Below are 15,029 nucleotides of genomic sequence, written 5' to 3' on the forward strand. Positions count from 1 at the left end.
GGCATTTTGGGCGACTTCGGTTGCCCATTTTTTTTGGGTGGGGGTTGGGAGACTTGCTAAGGGGGACTATCCATTGCCGCGGTAACGGCGGCTTAGGGTTCCGCCCTTACGGCGGGGCACTTTTGTAAAAGCGACAAAAGTAACCAAAAACGCTTTGCTCCTGGCTTGGCCCTCCTTCGTCGGGTACCCGCACTCCGGCGACGCTCCGTGGGCCCGCGCTGAACGGACATCCATGTCCTAGCAGCGCTCTCGCCGCATCCATGCGGCTCGGCCCACTACGCGCCGCCTGCGTTCGGCCTGCACCCAAGTCGCGATTTGTGGCGTTTGGACCATTGATGTCGAAGAGCACAAGCAGAAGCAGAATATCAGTCTGACGCAGTCCCTGTAGGAGCGTGGCTTGTCCCGCGATCTGCTGCGAAGCAGCAGTAAAACCGGACACCTTGGCAGTATCAGGTCAACCGCATTCACAGGATTAGCTGCCGGTTCCCGGCAGATCGCGGGACAAGCCACGCTCCTACGGTTAGGGGGTGGCGTGGGAGATGGATGCACGAATCAAAAAAGCGAGGAGCGTTAGCTCCAGCCCGTGTTGCTCTTGTACGCGACAGTCCAGACACCACCAAACGCGACTTGGGTGCAGGCCGAACGCAGGTGGTGCGGAGTGGGACGAGCGGCAGGGATGCCGCGAGAGCGCCGTCAGGACAGGGATGTCCGTTCGGCGCGGGCCCACGGAGCGTCGCCGGAGTGCGGGTACGACGACGAAGGAGTCGCCAAACCAGGAGCTGGACACTTGGTTACTTGGTGTCTTTTCAAGTAACCCGCCGAAGGCGGAACGCTTCTGCCGTTAGGCAGAACAAGATCATCGCCGCCTAAATTAAAGGATATACATCCGCCCTCAGCGCAACAAAATCAGCCCACCGTAATAACCGGCAACTCCGCCAGACTCACCGTCTGCTCCTTACGCGGTGCCAGAATCTCCGCCTCGCCATCCACCACCAACTCATCGTTCTGGTTGAAAACGCGCGTCGCGATCCGCACCCGAAACTTCGGCAGTTTTTCCAGAATCTCCAAACGCACCGTCAACGTATCGCCGATCTTGACCGGCTTCTGAAAGCTCATCTGTTGACCCAGATAAATCGTGCCCGGCCCCGGAAGCTCGCAGGCCACGGCGGCACTGATCAATGCGCCACTGAACATACCGTGAGCGATACGATCCCTGAACATGCTTTTGGCCGCAAACTCCGCATCCAGATGCACCGGGTTACGGTCGCCGGACATTTCGGCAAATAGCTGAATATGGCGCTCTTCGACCGTCTTGCTGTAGCTGGCGGTCTGGCCGACTTCAAGGGCTTCGTACGGCGTGTTGGTGACTTGGGTCATGTTGCGGTCCTGTAACGTGGAAATGAAAAATGGATACAGCGCTGAAATCCCGACAGGTCATTCGGTGCGGGGCGGTCGAGGTTCGCTGAGGGCCTGTTCGAGCCAGGCGAGTAAATCATGGGTCACCTCCTCGCGGTTGGTTTCGTTGAAGATTTCATGTCGTGCCTGCGGGTATAGCTTCAGCGTTACGCGCGCGTGATCGGTGCCCGTCAGCGCATGTGCCAGATCCTTGAGACGTTTGCCCTCGCTCACCGGATCACATTCGCCGCCGATGATCAGGATCGGCAGGCTTTTATCGATCTGCGCCAGACTGGATTTCTTGCTGACCTGTTGCAGCCCACCGAGCATGTCCAGCCAGAACTGGTTGGTGCAACGAAAGCCGCAGAGCGGGTCGCTGATGTATTTGTCGACTTCTTCCTCATCGCGACTGAGCCAGTCGAACGGCGTGCGCACCGGTTTGAAGGCCTTATTGAACGAGCCGAACGACAGGAACTCGATGATCGCGCTACGCCCTGTAGCGCCCTGTCGCCAGCGTTCGAGACGGGCGATCACGGCAGCGCTGCGGTAGAGCGACACGGGTTGGAAGTTCGAGCCGCTGAGCACCGCACCCTGGACGCTGGCGCTATGATGCAACAGGTACGCTTGAGCGATGTAGCTGCCCATGCTGTGCCCCAGCAGAAACACCGGGACGCTCGGATGACGCTGGCCGATCGACGCGCTGAGGCTGGCCAGGTCGCCGACCACTTTGTTCCAGCCGTCCCGGTCGGCATAGTGCCCAAGCACACCGTCGGCGGCGGTGCGGCCATGGCCGCGTTGATCGTGGGCATACAAGGCGAAACCCGCCTGAGTCAATGCGGCGCCGAGGCGGGCGTAGCGTCCGCTGTGCTCGGCCATGCCATGAGACAACATGACCACGGCCCGCGGTTCGGCCAGCGGCGTCCAGGCGTTGACGTACAGGCGGATGTGATCACGGGTGTCCAGCCAAAAAGCATCGTGTTCCATGGCGTTTCCCTGGCCCTGTAAAGATTTGTCTTGAAATAGCGCTCTCTCGGTCGCCTGATTGCAGTGTATAGCGCTTGTCAGATGGCAGCCTGATCACCCGCAAGATTCACGTCATTGATGACGATTTGCCTTCCTGGTGGCAACTGCTAACGTCCGGCAAGCACCTGCTTCATCGCGGTGTCAGCACTCTCAGGTAAGAGGATAAAAAGAACATGCAACCTGATTTCTGGAACGACAAACGCCCGGCGGGCGTTCTCTCCGAAGTGGACCTGCACGCTTACAAGTCCGTGGTGGAGGTGTTCGAGCGCAGTTGCAAGAAGTACGCGGACCGTCCGGCCTACAGCAACATGGGCGTGACCCTGACCTACGCAGAGCTGGAGCGACACTCGGCCGCGTTCGCCGGATACCTGCAGCAGCAGACCGAACTCAAGCCCGGCGACCGTATCGCCGTGCAGATGCCCAACCTGATCCAGTACCCCATCGCGGTGTTCGGTGCGATGCGCGCGGGCTTGATCGTGGTCAACACCAACCCGCTGTACACCGCCCGTGAAATGCGTCATCAGTTCAAGGATTCCGGTGCCCGCGCGCTGGTCTACCTCAACGTCTTCGGCAAGAACGTCCAGGAAGTCCTTCCCGACACCGACATTCAGTACCTCATCGAAGTGAAGATGGGCGATATGCAGTCGGCCGCCAAAGGCTGGCTGATCAACACCGTGGTCGAGAAGGTCAAGAAGATGGTGCCCGACTACGACCTGCCGCAGGCCGTGTCATTCAAGAGCGTGCTCAAACTGGGACGGGGCGATCATCTGCAGCGCGTTCAACTGGACCTGGAAGACATCGCCGTTCTGCAATACACCGGCGGCACCACCGGTTCGCCAAAAGGCGCGATGCTGACCCACGGCAATCTGGTGGCCAACATGCAACAGGTCTATGCCTGCATGCTCCAGCACGGCCCGGACGGTTTGCCGATTTTCAGGCAAGGCAGCGAGATCATGGTCGCGCCGCTGCCGATGTACCACATCTATGCCTTTACCTGTAATTGCATGTGCATGATGGTCAGCGGCAATCACAACGTGCTGATTACCAACCCGCGAGACATCGGTGGATTCATCAAGGAGCTGAAAAAGTGGAAGTTCTCCGCGATGCTCGGCCTCAATACCTTGTTCGTTGCATTGATGGATCATCCGGATTTCAAGACGCTGGACTTCTCCAGCCTGCGCCTCACCAACTCCGGCGGTACCGCGTTGGTGAAGGCCACGGCCGAACGCTGGCTCCAGCTCACGGGCTGCCCGATCGTGGAAGGTTACGGCCTGACCGAAACCTCGCCGGTCGCCACGGCCAACCCTTATGGCAACCTGTCGAAACTGGGCACGGTCGGTATGCCGGTGCCGGGGACTACCGCCAAGGTCATCGACGATGAAGGCGTTGAATTGCCGATCGGCGAACGCGGCGAGCTGTGCCTGAAGGGGCCGCAGATCATGCTCGGTTACTGGCATCGCCCTGATGCAACCGCGGAAGTGCTGGACAGCGAAGGCTGGCTGAAGACCGGGGACATTGCGGTCATCGATCCGGACGGTTTCATTCGCATTGTTGACCGCAAGAAAGACCTGATCATCGTGTCGGGTTTCAACGTCTATCCCAACGAGATCGAGGACGTCGTCTCGCGTCACCCGAAAGTCGCCAACTGCGCGGTGATCGGGGTGCCGGACGAGCGCTCGGGTGAAGCGGTGAAACTGTTCGTGGTGCCGAGGGATTCGAGCCTCACCTGCGAAGAACTCAAGGCGTATTGCAAAGAGAACTTTACCGGCTACAAGATCCCCAAACAGATCGTGCTGCGTGAGTCGCTGCCCATGACCCCTGTAGGCAAGATCCTGCGAAGAGAACTGCGCGACACCGCCTGAAGCGGCTATAAACAGAAACGGCGTGTTGAGAAACACGCCGTTTTTTATTGGCGCAGAAACAGGTGTATGAGCGCGCTTGCCCGCGAATGCTGTGTGTCAGAAGGCAATTATTTCGGATGTGCCGAAGCATTCGCGGGCAAGCGCGCTCATACAATTATTGAGCGTTTTCGACATTTAGGTTCATTGCTCTAAACGTGACGTTTAATTATTCAAGAGTCATTTTTGTGACTGCGTGGGCCTATATTGGCTCTAGTCGGCCTCTAGCAAAGCTGCTACGCTCGGCCCGCTTTTTGTCCTGTCGATAAACAAAAAGCTGTGGCTACATCATTCCAAACACAAGAAATCATCGCATCGAGCGGTGTGTAGAAACGCTGTCGCTGAGGAGTCGGCTTCCATGATCGAAAACTTCTGGAAGGATAAATATCCGTCTGGCATTGCTGCCGATATCGATCCGGACGAGTATCCAAACGTTCAGGCGGTATTGAAACAGTCCTGCGAGCGTTTCGCCAACAAACCTGCGTTCAGCAGCCTGGGCAAGACACTCACTTACGGTGAGATGTATGAGCGGTCCGGTGCGTTTGCCGCCTACCTTCAGCAGCACACCGACCTGCAACCGGGCGACCGTATCGCCGTGCAACTGCCCAATGTGCTGCAGTACCCGGTTGCCGTGTTCGGCGCCATTCGCGCGGGCTTGATCGTGGTCAACACCAACCCGCTGTACACCGCGCGGGAAATGGAACATCAATTCAACGACTCCGGCGCCAAGGCCCTGGTGTGCCTGGCGAACATGGCGCACCTGGCGGAAAAGGTCGTGCCCAAGACCGGCGTCAAGCACGTCATCGTCACTGAAGTCGCCGACCTGCTGCCGCCGCTCAAGCGCCTGTTGGTCAACAGCGTCATCAAGTACGTGAAGAAAATGGTGCCGCCGTTTCACCTGCCCAAAGCCGTCAAGTTCAACGACGTATTGGCGATGGGGCAGGGCAAGCCGGTCAACGATGCCTCGCCAAAAAGCAGCGACGTCGCGGTCCTGCAATACACCGGCGGGACGACGGGCGTGGCCAAGGGCGCCATGCTGACCCACCGCAACCTGATCGCCAACATGCTGCAGTGCAAGGCGCTGATGGGGTCCAACCTGAATGAAGGCTGTGAAATCCTGATCACCCCGTTGCCGCTGTATCACATCTATGCGTTCACCTTTCACTGCATGTCGATGATGTTGATCGGCAACCACAACATCCTGATCAGCAACCCGCGCGACTTGTCGGCGATGGTCAAGGAGTTGTCGAAGTGGAAGTTCAGCGGCTTCGTCGGTCTGAACACACTGTTCGTGGCGCTGTGCAACAACGCCGATTTCCGCAACCTGGATTTCTCCTCGCTGAAAGTCACCCTGTCCGGCGGCATGGCGCTGCAACAAGCGGCCGCCGAACGCTGGAAAGACGTGACCGGCTGTTCCATCTGCGAAGGTTACGGCATGACCGAAACCAGCCCGGTGGCGACGGTCAACCCGATCCAGAAAATCCAGATGGGCACCATCGGCATCCCCGTGCCGTCGACGCTGTGCAAGACCATCAACGACGCGGGCGAGGAATTGCCGCTCGGTGAAGTTGGCGAGCTGTGCGTCAAAGGCCCTCAAGTGATGAAAGGTTACTGGCAGCGCCAGGAAGCCACCGATGAAATGCTCGACGCCGACGGCTGGTTGAAGACCGGTGATATCGCGGTGATTCAGCCAGACGGCTACATGCGCATCGTCGACCGCAAGAAAGACATGATTCTGGTGTCCGGCTTCAACGTGTACCCGAACGAACTGGAAGACGTGCTGGCAACCTTGCCGGGCGTGTTGCAGTGCGCGGCCATCGGTGTGCCGGACGAGAAGTCGGGCGAGGCGATCAAGATTTTTGTGGTCGTAAAACCGGGGGCGACCCTGGCCAAGGAGCAGGTCATGGAACACATGCGCGCCAACGTCACGGCGTACAAGGTGCCGCGCAGCATCGAATTCCGCGACGCGCTGCCCACCACCAACGTCGGCAAGATCCTGCGCCGCGAGTTGCGTGACGAAGAGTTGAAAAAGCTGGCGTTGAAGAAGCCGGCCTGATTCACGGCAATACCGACAGACCCCGCCAGCGTGCGGGGTTTGTTGTTTTATGAACAACGCCGCTGTCTGTAGGAGCGTGGCTTGTCCCGCGATCTGGCGGGAACCGGCAGTAAACCCGGTTGATGCGGTGCAGCTGACACGCCGGGGTAGTCTGGTTTCATTGTCGCTGCGCGCCAGATCGCGGGACAAGGTGGAGCGCCACCCCGGCAGCCCCTACAGGCTTTATGCCAAACCGCAGATATGCATCATCCCCACCAAATCTGCGACAATCCGCGCCCTGCATTCAGATAGAAAAGACTTCGCGCCCTGATGACCGACGAATCGACCTCAATCGACCAACTGTATAAAAACCTCGACCACGCGATGATCAGTGATCGTCATCGCCTGCGTCGCCAGTTGCACGAACTGCGCAAGAAGCCCGACGAGGCGAAGCTGGCACAGTGGGTTGAGCGTGTCCAGGCGTCGTGCGCGCAAGCCGTGAGCCGTAAGCAAAGCGTGCCGACGATCCGCTACGACGAAAACCTGCCGATTGCCGCCAAGCGCGATGAGATCAAGGACGCGTTGCTCAAGCATCAGGTGCTGATCATCGCCGGTGAGACCGGTTCGGGTAAAACCACCCAGTTGCCGAAGATCTGCCTGGAAATCGGGCGTGGCCAGCACGGTCTGATCGGCCATACCCAGCCGCGGCGTATCGCGGCACGCAGCGTCGCCAGTCGGGTCGCTGAAGAAATCGGCACGCCGCTCGGCGCACTGGTCGGTTATCAGGTCCGCTTCGAAGACCAGAGCGACAGCAACACCCTGATCAAACTGATGACCGATGGCATCCTGCTGGCCGAAACCCAGCACGACCGTTTTCTCGAGCGCTACGACACGATCATTGTCGACGAAGCCCACGAACGCAGCCTGAACATCGACTTCCTGCTCGGTTATCTGAAAACCCTGCTGCCGCGCCGCCCCGACCTGAAAGTCATCATCACCTCGGCGACCATCGACCTGGAGCGCTTCTCCGAGCATTTCGACAAGGCGCCGATCATCGAAGTCTCGGGCCGGACCTTCCCCGTCGACACCTGGTATCGCCCGCTGACGTCTGAGCAAGACGAAGAGGGCAACAGCGTCGAGGATGATCTGACCGTCGATCAGGCCATTCTGGCGACCCTTGATGAGTTGGCGGCATTCGAGCGCAGCGAACGCAAGTCGCCGGGGGACGTGCTGGTGTTTCTGCCGGGTGAGCGCGAGATCCGCGACGCGGCCGAGATGCTACGCAAGGCTCAGCTCAGACACACGGAAATTCTGCCGCTGTACGCGCGCCTGTCGCCGGCCGAACAGCAGCGGATTTTCCAGTCGCATCCGGGCCGTCGCGTCGTGCTGGCGACCAACGTGGCCGAAACCTCGCTGACCGTGCCGGGCATTCGCTACGTGATCGACACCGGCACCGCGCGTATCAGCCGCTACAGCTATCGGGCCAAGGTTCAGCGTCTGCCCATCGAAGCGATTTCCCAGGCCAGCGCCAACCAGCGCAAGGGCCGATGTGGGCGGGTCGAGCCGGGCTTGTGTGTGCGGCTGTACAGCGAAGAGGATTTTCTCTCGCGCCCTGAATTCACCGATCCGGAAATCCTGCGCACCAACCTGGCGGCGGTCATCCTGCAGATGCTGCACCTGCGTCTGGGGCAGATCACCGATTTTCCGTTCATCGAGCCGCCGGACGGCAAGGCGATCAGTGACGGTTTCAACCTGTTGCAGGAGCTGTCCGCCGTCAACCGCGAGAACCAGCTGACACCGTTGGGTCGCCAGTTGGCGCGCTTGCCGGTGGACCCGCGCATGGGGCGCATGCTGCTGGAAGCGGCCAGACAGGGCAGCTTGCAGGAAGTGCTGATCGTCGCCAGCGCCATGTCGATCCAGGACCCGCGCGAGCGTCCGCCGGAGCGTCAGCAGGCCGCCGATCAGGCGCACGCGCAGTGGAAAGATCAGGATTCGGACTTCGCCGGGCTGGTCAATCTGTGGCGCGGTTTCGAGGAACAGCGCCAGGCGCTGACGGCCAGTCCGCTACGCAACTGGTGCCGTCGCAATTTCCTCAATTACCTGCGACTGCGCGAGTGGCGCGACTCCCATCGCCAATTGAGCCTGATCTGTCGTGACTTGCAGTTGACGGTCAACAAAGAGCCGGCCGACTACCCGAAATTCCACAAGGCGGTGCTCTCCGGCCTGCTCAGTCAGATCGGACAGAAAACCGAAGAGGGTGACTACCTCGGGGCGCGCCAACGGCGTTTCTGGGTGCATCCGTCTTCCGGGCTGGGCAGAAAGCGTCCGCAGTGGATCATGGCCGCTGAACTGGTCGAAACCACCAAACTGTATGCGCGCATGGTGGCGAAGATCGAACCCGACTGGATCGAGCCGCTGGCCGGGCATCTGGTCAAGAAAAACCACTTCGAACCGCATTGGGAGAAGAAGCGCGGTCAGGTCGTGGCCTTTGAACAGATCACCCTGTTCGGTCTGATCGTGGTCGGACGCCGTCCCGTGCATTTCGGGCCGATCGACCCGGTGGTGTCGCGTGAGTTCTTCATTCGTGAAGGCCTGGTGCGTGGCGAGATTCAGTCGCGCGCCAAGTGCCTGAGCGCGAACGCCCGGTTGCTGGAAGAGCTCGACGAACTGGAAGCCAAGGCCCGTCGTCGCGACATCCTCGCGGACGAAGAAACCCTGTTCCGTTTCTACGACGAGCGCCTGCCCGCCGAGATTCACCAGACCGCGACGTTCGACGCCTGGTACCGGATGGAGAGCCAGAAGAACCCGCAGTTGCTGATCATGCGCGAGGAAGATGTCCTCGCCCGTGAAGCCAGCGAGGTCACGGCCAATCAATACCCGGACACCTTGCGGTTAGGCGAGCTGACCTTGCCGTTGACCTATCACTTCGAGCCCAATCACCCGCGTGATGGCGTGACCCTGCGCGTGCCTGCACCGTTGCTGCTGTCGCTGCCCGCCGAGCGTCTGGAGTGGCTGGTGCCGGGCCTGCTGGAAACCAAGTGTGTGGCGCTGGTACGCAACCTGCCGAAGGCGTTGCGCAAGAACTTCGTGCCGGTGCCGGACTTCGTCAAGGCCGCCTTGCAACGCATGGTGTTCGCTGAAGGGTCGCTGCCTCAGGCGCTGGGTCGAGAGTTGCTGCGCATGACCGGTGCGCGTGTCACCGACGAGGCGTGGGCCGAGGCGGCGCAACAGGTGGAAAACCACCTGAAAATGAACCTCGAGGTGGTCGACGCCAACGGCAAGTTCCTCGGTGAAGGCCGCGACCTGGATGAACTGACCGCGCGCTTTGCCGAAGCCGGACAGGCCGCACTGGCCGTGCCGCAAACCGAAAAGAGCCAGCAACCGGTCGAAGCCAAGGGCTTTGCGGCGGTTGCGGAAAAGACGCAACAGAAGATCGCCGGCCTGTCGATGACGGTGTATCCGGCGCTGGTGGAAGAGGGCGGTACGGTCAAAGAAGGGCGCTTCTCGACCCAGACCGAGGCCGAGTATCAACATCGCCGCGCGTTGCAGCGCTTGTTGCTGCAACAGCTGGCGGAGCCTGCGAAATTCCTGCGCAGCAAACTGCCGGGGCAGACCGAGCTGGCGCTGTTGTACCGCGACATGGGCCGGGTCGATGGGTTGATCGAAGACATTTTGCTGGCCAGTCTGGACACCTGCATTCTGGAAGGCGAGGCCAGCTTGCCCCGTGATGGCGCGGGCCTCATGTCACTGGCCGAGCGTAAGCGTGGCAGCCTGACCGAGCACGCCGAGCGTCTGGCGAGACTGACGCTGGAAATCCTCAAGCTCTGGCACGGGCTGCAGAAACGCTTCAAGGGCAAGATCGATCTCGCCCAGGCCGTCGCCCTGAATGACATCAAAGGGCAGTTGGGCAGGCTGGTCTATCCCGGCTTCGTGCGCGAGACGCCGGCGCAATGGCTGAAGGAGCTGCCGCGTTACTTGAAGGCCATCGAGATACGGCTTGAGAAGCTGGGCAGTCAGGTGCAGAAAGACCGGGTCTGGAGCATCGAGCTCGGCAACCTGTGGGCGCAATATCAGGCCCGCGCCGACAAGCACGCCCAGGAAGGCAAGCGCGATGACGAATTAGTGGTCTACCGCTGGTGGCTGGAGGAATACCGCGTGTCGCTGTTCGCCCAGCAGTTGGGGACCAAAGTGCCGATTTCCGATAAGCGCCTGAGCAAGCAGTGGAGTCAGGTCGAGGGTTGAGCAGCGGCGCGATCTTTTTTGTACAAGCCGGCTCCCACTGCCTTCGGCCAGATTCAATAGCCCGTTCGCACTGCCCGATAGCGCCAAATCCCGGCCGATATGGCAAACTTCGCGGCTTAAAACCTCAACGCTGTATCCAGATTCATTCCCGAATACGGGAAACTTTACCGTTGCATTGGTACTGTCGTTCCAGAAAACAGCCAGCACCGTGCTTACGCAGGCCCTTTGCCTGCTGCCGTCAATAAGAGAGGAACGACCGTGTACGACGTCGTGATCAGTGGCACAGGGCTCTACACCCCGGCCAACAGCATTTCCAACGATGAACTGGTGCATTCTTTCAACGCCTACGTCGCTCAATTCAATGCCGACAATGCTGCCGCCATCGAAGCGGGCGAGGTTCAGGCGCTGACCGAATCCAGCGCCGCCTTCATCGAGAAAGCCAGCGGCATCAAAAGCCGTTTCGTCATGGACAAGGACGGCATCCTCGACCCGCAACGCATGAAGCCACGTTTGCCTGAGCGCTCCAACGACGAGTGGTCGATCCTCTGCCAGATGGGCGTCGCGGCCGCCGAGCAAGCCTTGCAGCGCGCGGGCAAAACCGCAGCCGACATCGACGGCGTGATCGTCGCCTGCTCCAACCTGCAACGTGCGTACCCCGCGATCTCCATCGAGATTCAGTCGGCACTCGGCGTTCAGGGCTTCGGTTTCGACATGAACGTCGCCTGTTCCTCGGCCACCTTCGGCATTCAGGCCGCATGCAACAGCGTCAAGCTGGGTCAGGCCCGGGCAATGCTGGTGATCAGCCCGGAAATCTGCACGGCGCACCTGAATTTCCGTGACCGCGACAGTCACTTCATCTTCGGCGATGCCGCCACCGCGGTCGTGGTCGAACGTGCCGACCTGGCGACCTCGGCACACCAGTTCGACATCGTCAGCACCAAGCTGCTGACCACCTTCTCGAACAACATTCGCAACAACTTCGGTTTCCTCAACCGCACGGCGGAGGAAGGTGAGGGCAAGCCGGACAAGCTGTTCGTTCAGGAAGGCCGCAAGGTGTTCCGAGACGTATGCCCGATGGTGGCGGAGCTGGTGGGTGCGCATCTGGAAGAGAACAGCCTGAGCGTCAACGACGTGAAGCGCTTCTGGCTGCATCAGGCCAACCTGAGCATGAATCACTTGATCGTGAAAAAGCTGCTGGGCCGCGACGCCTCGGTCGAAGAAGCCCCGGTGATTCTCGACAGCTACGCCAACACCAGCTCCGCCGGTTCGGTCATTGCCTTCCACACCTACCAGGACGATCTGCCAAGCGGCGCGCTGGGCGTTTTGAGTTCGTTTGGCGCGGGTTATTCGATTGGTAGCGTGATTTTGCGCAAGAAGTGATCGGGCTCTGCTCTTCCTAGTAGGAGCGTTGTATCTGCAAAAAAACAGCCCGAAGCTGACCTGTCGGAACGGATGATGGGGATCCGACAGGCCAGCTCCGGGCTGAAGTGTGGAGCGGCCTCAGGCGGCGGGAGCATGCCGCCTGAGGCTTTGACTTGAAGCTTGCAGCTGCTTGGCTTAGAACTTCGCAAGCACGTCCAGTTGCAGCGTGTTCGCATCGGCGTCGCGCTGGCTGGCCACGGCGTAGTCAGCCTTGGTCAGGAAGTAAGTGGCGCCAAGCGTGAAGTTCTTGTCGATGTCGTAGGAAACGCCCAGCTTATGGCCACGCGAACCGGTGGTGCCGTTGGCGAAGTCCGAGTCGGTGAACGCGCCAACCACGGCGTTACGCTGAGTATCGCGGTAGTTATAGTCCAGACCGAAACCAAACACTTTGGTTTTCACGCCGGTCAACCAGCCAGTGTCTTCGTCGCTGTCTGTGGCGTTGTTGACCACGTACTGGCCATACACCGACAGTGGAACGGCCAGGCCGTTGATGTCCACTTGACCGAAGCCTTCGATCAGACGGAAACGGTTGGTGTTGTTGCCGTTGACCGACAACGCAGCGGCGTCTTTGTCGTTCTGGTACTGGTAGATACTGCCGCCCACGGTCACTTTCAGCGCGTCGATCGGTGCGATCCTGGCACCCAATTGAGCGGCGTTCAGGCGCAGGTCGTTCTTGAACTGTGTACCGTCGCCGTCGATGTTGTCCTTGAGGGTGTAGTTACCGGCGCTACCAAACAGCTCGAAACCTTTGGTGATCGGCAGGCTGTAGGTAGCAGCCAGACCCTCCGGGTTGATGTCGCTATCCCAAATGATGTCGCCCATGCTGACCCAAGGCTGATTCATCTTGCCGCCAATGATGTGCAGGTTCTTGATAGCGTCAGGGTGGTAGTCGATGTAACCCTGATCCAGCCACAGGTCCTTCTTGACGAAGTAGCCGTCCAGATCCTGGTTGGTCGAACGAGCATCGTTGCTGCCGCCGGTGGCGATACGGATGCCGGTGCTGACTTGTGGGTTGATCTCGGTGTAGGCGCCCAGACGAGCACGGATACGCTGGCGGTCCTTGTCCTGGCTGTTGTTCTGGCCATCGATCTTGATGGTTTCCTGACGGACGCGAACGTCGCCTTTGAACTGGGTCTTCGCGGCCCAGGCGACTTTCTGTTCGAAGGCGGACAGCTCGGACGACTTGGCGGTGGTAGCGGCGGCGATCTGGTCGGCTGTCGCCTTCTGGGCCTGTTGTTGAGCCTGCTGATCCTTGGCGAGTTCCGCTTGCAGTTCGGCGTATTGGGCTGGCGAGATCGAGCCGTTGGCCTTGAGCATGTCGAGCAGTTTCGCGTCGACTGCGGCGCTGGCCGGAACACTCATGGCCAGCAACAGACCGCCACACAGGGCTGCCGCAGTTTTAGTGGAAGCAACACGCATATCAATCTCCGTAGATGAGAGGGATGACAAAGCCATCCAGGGAACAACCGACCGGGGGCGGACGGAAAAAAGTCTGGTCTTTAGAACCAGGAGCTCTAAAAACTGGCGCCAGTATTGCGGGCGTTTATGACACGGGGATGGCTATGTGATGGCATGTCGGTGACAGTTGCAGAGGTCGTTGAACCCGCGGTCTAGAGCGCTGTAAGGACAAATTTCATGTGTGGATGTGTTTGATAGGTGATACTGCGCGAACGTTGGCGAGGGGATGGGAGGGGGCGATGTCGTTACACCGGTTGGATGCACTGTCGGACCTGAAGCCCGAAGAATGGGATGCGCTGATTCCCGGCGACTCGCCGTTTCTGCGTCATGGGTTTCTTAGTGCGCTGGAAGACAGTGGCAGCCTGGGACCGCGTTCCGGCTGGCGTGCCGAGCATTTGCTGCATTACGAAAATGACCGGTTGATTGCCGCATTGCCGGCTTATCGCAAGTGGCATTCCTACGGCGAATACGTCTTCGATCATGGCTGGGCCGATGCCTGTCGGCGAGCGGGGATTGCCTACTACCCTAAGCTGCTGATCGCCGTTCCATTCAGTCCCGTCAGTGGTCCGCGATTGCTGGCAAAGACACCGGAGGACGGTCGGGAACTGCTGGCATGTCTGCCGGGGTACGCCGAGGCTGAAACGCTCTCCAGCGTTCACGTCAACTTCACCGACCCCGTGGCCGATACGCTGCTGGCCGAGCAACCGGGCTGGTTGCAGCGCATCGGCTGTCAGTACCACTGGCAGAACCGTGGCTACCGTGACTTTCAGGACTTCCTTGACGCACTGAGCTCGCGCAAGCGCAAACAGATGCGCAAGGAGCGCGAACAGGTGGCGGGGCAGGGCTTTGATTTCGAGTGGCTGGAAGGGCATGAGCTGAGTCAGGCCCATTGGGATTTCGTGTATGCCTGTTATTCCAACACCTACGAGGTCCGTGGTCAGGCTCCGTACCTGACCCGGGAGTTTTTCAGCCTGGTTGCCGAGCGCATGCCCGAAGCGATCCGCGTGGTGCTCGCCAGACAAGGCTCACGGCCCGTGGCGATGGCCTTCAGTCTGATCGGTGGCGACAGTTTCTACGGACGTTACTGGGGCTGCTTGGCCGAGTTCGACCGATTGCATTTCGAGACGTGTTTCTATCAAGGCATGGACTACGCCATCGCCAACGGCTTCCAGCGATTCGACGCGGGTGCGCAGGGCGAGCACAAGTTGATCCGGGGGTTTGAGCCGGTGATCACCCATTCCTGGCATTACCTGGCCCATCCGGGGTTGCGCGAGGCCGTGGCGGACTTCCTGACCCAGGAGCGCGCGGGAATTCTGGCCTACGCCGAGGAAGCGCGTGGGGCGTTGCCGTATCGGCAAGGTGAGTGACTGAGCCACGCTGCGGTGAATAGGCCTGACGCAGCTCTGTAGGCCGCCTTCGCTGCCCTCGTAACCTCGGACGTCTCCCACAGGGTCCTGGGTAGATGCACGAACTTGTGTCCAGACCGCAGACCTGTAGGAGCCGGCTTGCTGGCGAAGGCGGTGGGTCAGCACCATCAACGGCGACTGAAGCACCGC

Annotated in this window: 8 protein-coding genes; 5 read left to right on the forward strand and 3 right to left on the reverse strand. The window is 60.0% G+C overall.

Features of this window, described 5'->3' with window-relative positions; translation table 11 throughout:
- Window positions 1-906: 906 nt before the first annotated feature.
- Both BMY73_RS18745 and BMY73_RS18750 read right to left on the reverse strand, forming a co-directional pair.
- The gene (locus BMY73_RS18745; RefSeq protein ID WP_092408947.1) at window positions 907-1,377 is read right to left on the reverse strand and encodes a MaoC family dehydratase; all 471 of its coding nucleotides are present in this window, start codon (window positions 1,375-1,377) and stop codon (window positions 907-909) included.
- Between the two features lie 57 nt (window positions 1,378-1,434).
- Window positions 1,435-2,379: an alpha/beta hydrolase gene (locus tag BMY73_RS18750; protein ID WP_092408949.1), complete on the reverse strand. Its 945-nt coding sequence runs from the start codon at window positions 2,377-2,379 to the stop codon at window positions 1,435-1,437.
- Between the two features lie 212 nt (window positions 2,380-2,591).
- Here BMY73_RS18750 and fadD2 point away from each other — a divergent pair, with 212 nt between their 5' ends.
- From fadD2 to BMY73_RS18770, 4 genes are all read left to right on the forward strand, one after another.
- Complete coding sequence (fadD2, locus tag BMY73_RS18755) at window positions 2,592-4,280, forward strand: long-chain-fatty-acid--CoA ligase FadD2 (protein ID WP_092408950.1); 1,689 nt, start codon at window positions 2,592-2,594, stop codon at window positions 4,278-4,280.
- Between the two features lie 394 nt (window positions 4,281-4,674).
- Entirely contained in the window at window positions 4,675-6,372 is a 1,698-nt protein-coding gene (gene fadD1 / locus BMY73_RS18760; protein ID WP_092408952.1) for a long-chain-fatty-acid--CoA ligase FadD1, read from the forward strand.
- Between the two features lie 309 nt (window positions 6,373-6,681).
- Complete coding sequence (gene hrpA, locus BMY73_RS18765) at window positions 6,682-10,593, forward strand: ATP-dependent RNA helicase HrpA (RefSeq protein ID WP_092408954.1); 3,912 nt, start codon at window positions 6,682-6,684, stop codon at window positions 10,591-10,593.
- Between the two features lie 258 nt (window positions 10,594-10,851).
- Entirely contained in the window at window positions 10,852-11,973 is a 1,122-nt protein-coding gene (locus BMY73_RS18770) for a beta-ketoacyl-ACP synthase III (protein ID WP_092408956.1), read from the forward strand.
- Window positions 11,974-12,150: 177 nt separating this feature from the next.
- Here BMY73_RS18770 and BMY73_RS18775 read toward each other — a convergent pair whose 3' ends face one another.
- Complete coding sequence (locus BMY73_RS18775) at window positions 12,151-13,434, reverse strand: putative porin (RefSeq protein ID WP_062387793.1); 1,284 nt, start codon at window positions 13,432-13,434, stop codon at window positions 12,151-12,153.
- A gap of 278 nt (window positions 13,435-13,712) precedes the next feature.
- Between BMY73_RS18775 and BMY73_RS18780 the strand changes: the two genes are divergently transcribed.
- Window positions 13,713-14,840, forward strand: coding sequence for a GNAT family N-acetyltransferase (locus BMY73_RS18780; protein WP_062387790.1), 1,128 nt, complete (start codon window positions 13,713-13,715; stop codon window positions 14,838-14,840).
- The last annotated feature ends 189 nt before the right edge of the window (window positions 14,841-15,029 follow it).

This window comes from Pseudomonas sp. NFACC02 (assembly GCF_900110765.1).
Classification (GTDB): domain Bacteria; phylum Pseudomonadota; class Gammaproteobacteria; order Pseudomonadales; family Pseudomonadaceae; genus Aquipseudomonas.

Bases quoted from the DNA above. Each gene is read 5' to 3' on its own strand.
- BMY73_RS18745 (WP_092408947.1), bottom strand. From the start codon at position 1,377: ATGACCCAAGTCACCAACACGCCGTACGAAGCCCTTGAAGTCGGCCAG.
- BMY73_RS18750 (WP_092408949.1), bottom strand. From the start codon at position 2,379: ATGGAACACGATGCTTTTTGGCTGGACACCCGTGATCACATCCGCCTG.
- fadD2 (WP_092408950.1), top strand. From the start codon at position 2,592: ATGCAACCTGATTTCTGGAACGACAAACGCCCGGCGGGCGTTCTCTCC.
- fadD1 (WP_092408952.1), top strand. From the start codon at position 4,675: ATGATCGAAAACTTCTGGAAGGATAAATATCCGTCTGGCATTGCTGCC.
- hrpA (WP_092408954.1), top strand. From the start codon at position 6,682: ATGACCGACGAATCGACCTCAATCGACCAACTGTATAAAAACCTCGAC.
- BMY73_RS18775 (WP_062387793.1), bottom strand. From the start codon at position 13,434: ATGCGTGTTGCTTCCACTAAAACTGCGGCAGCCCTGTGTGGCGGTCTG.
- BMY73_RS18780 (WP_062387790.1), top strand. From the start codon at position 13,713: ATGTCGTTACACCGGTTGGATGCACTGTCGGACCTGAAGCCCGAAGAA.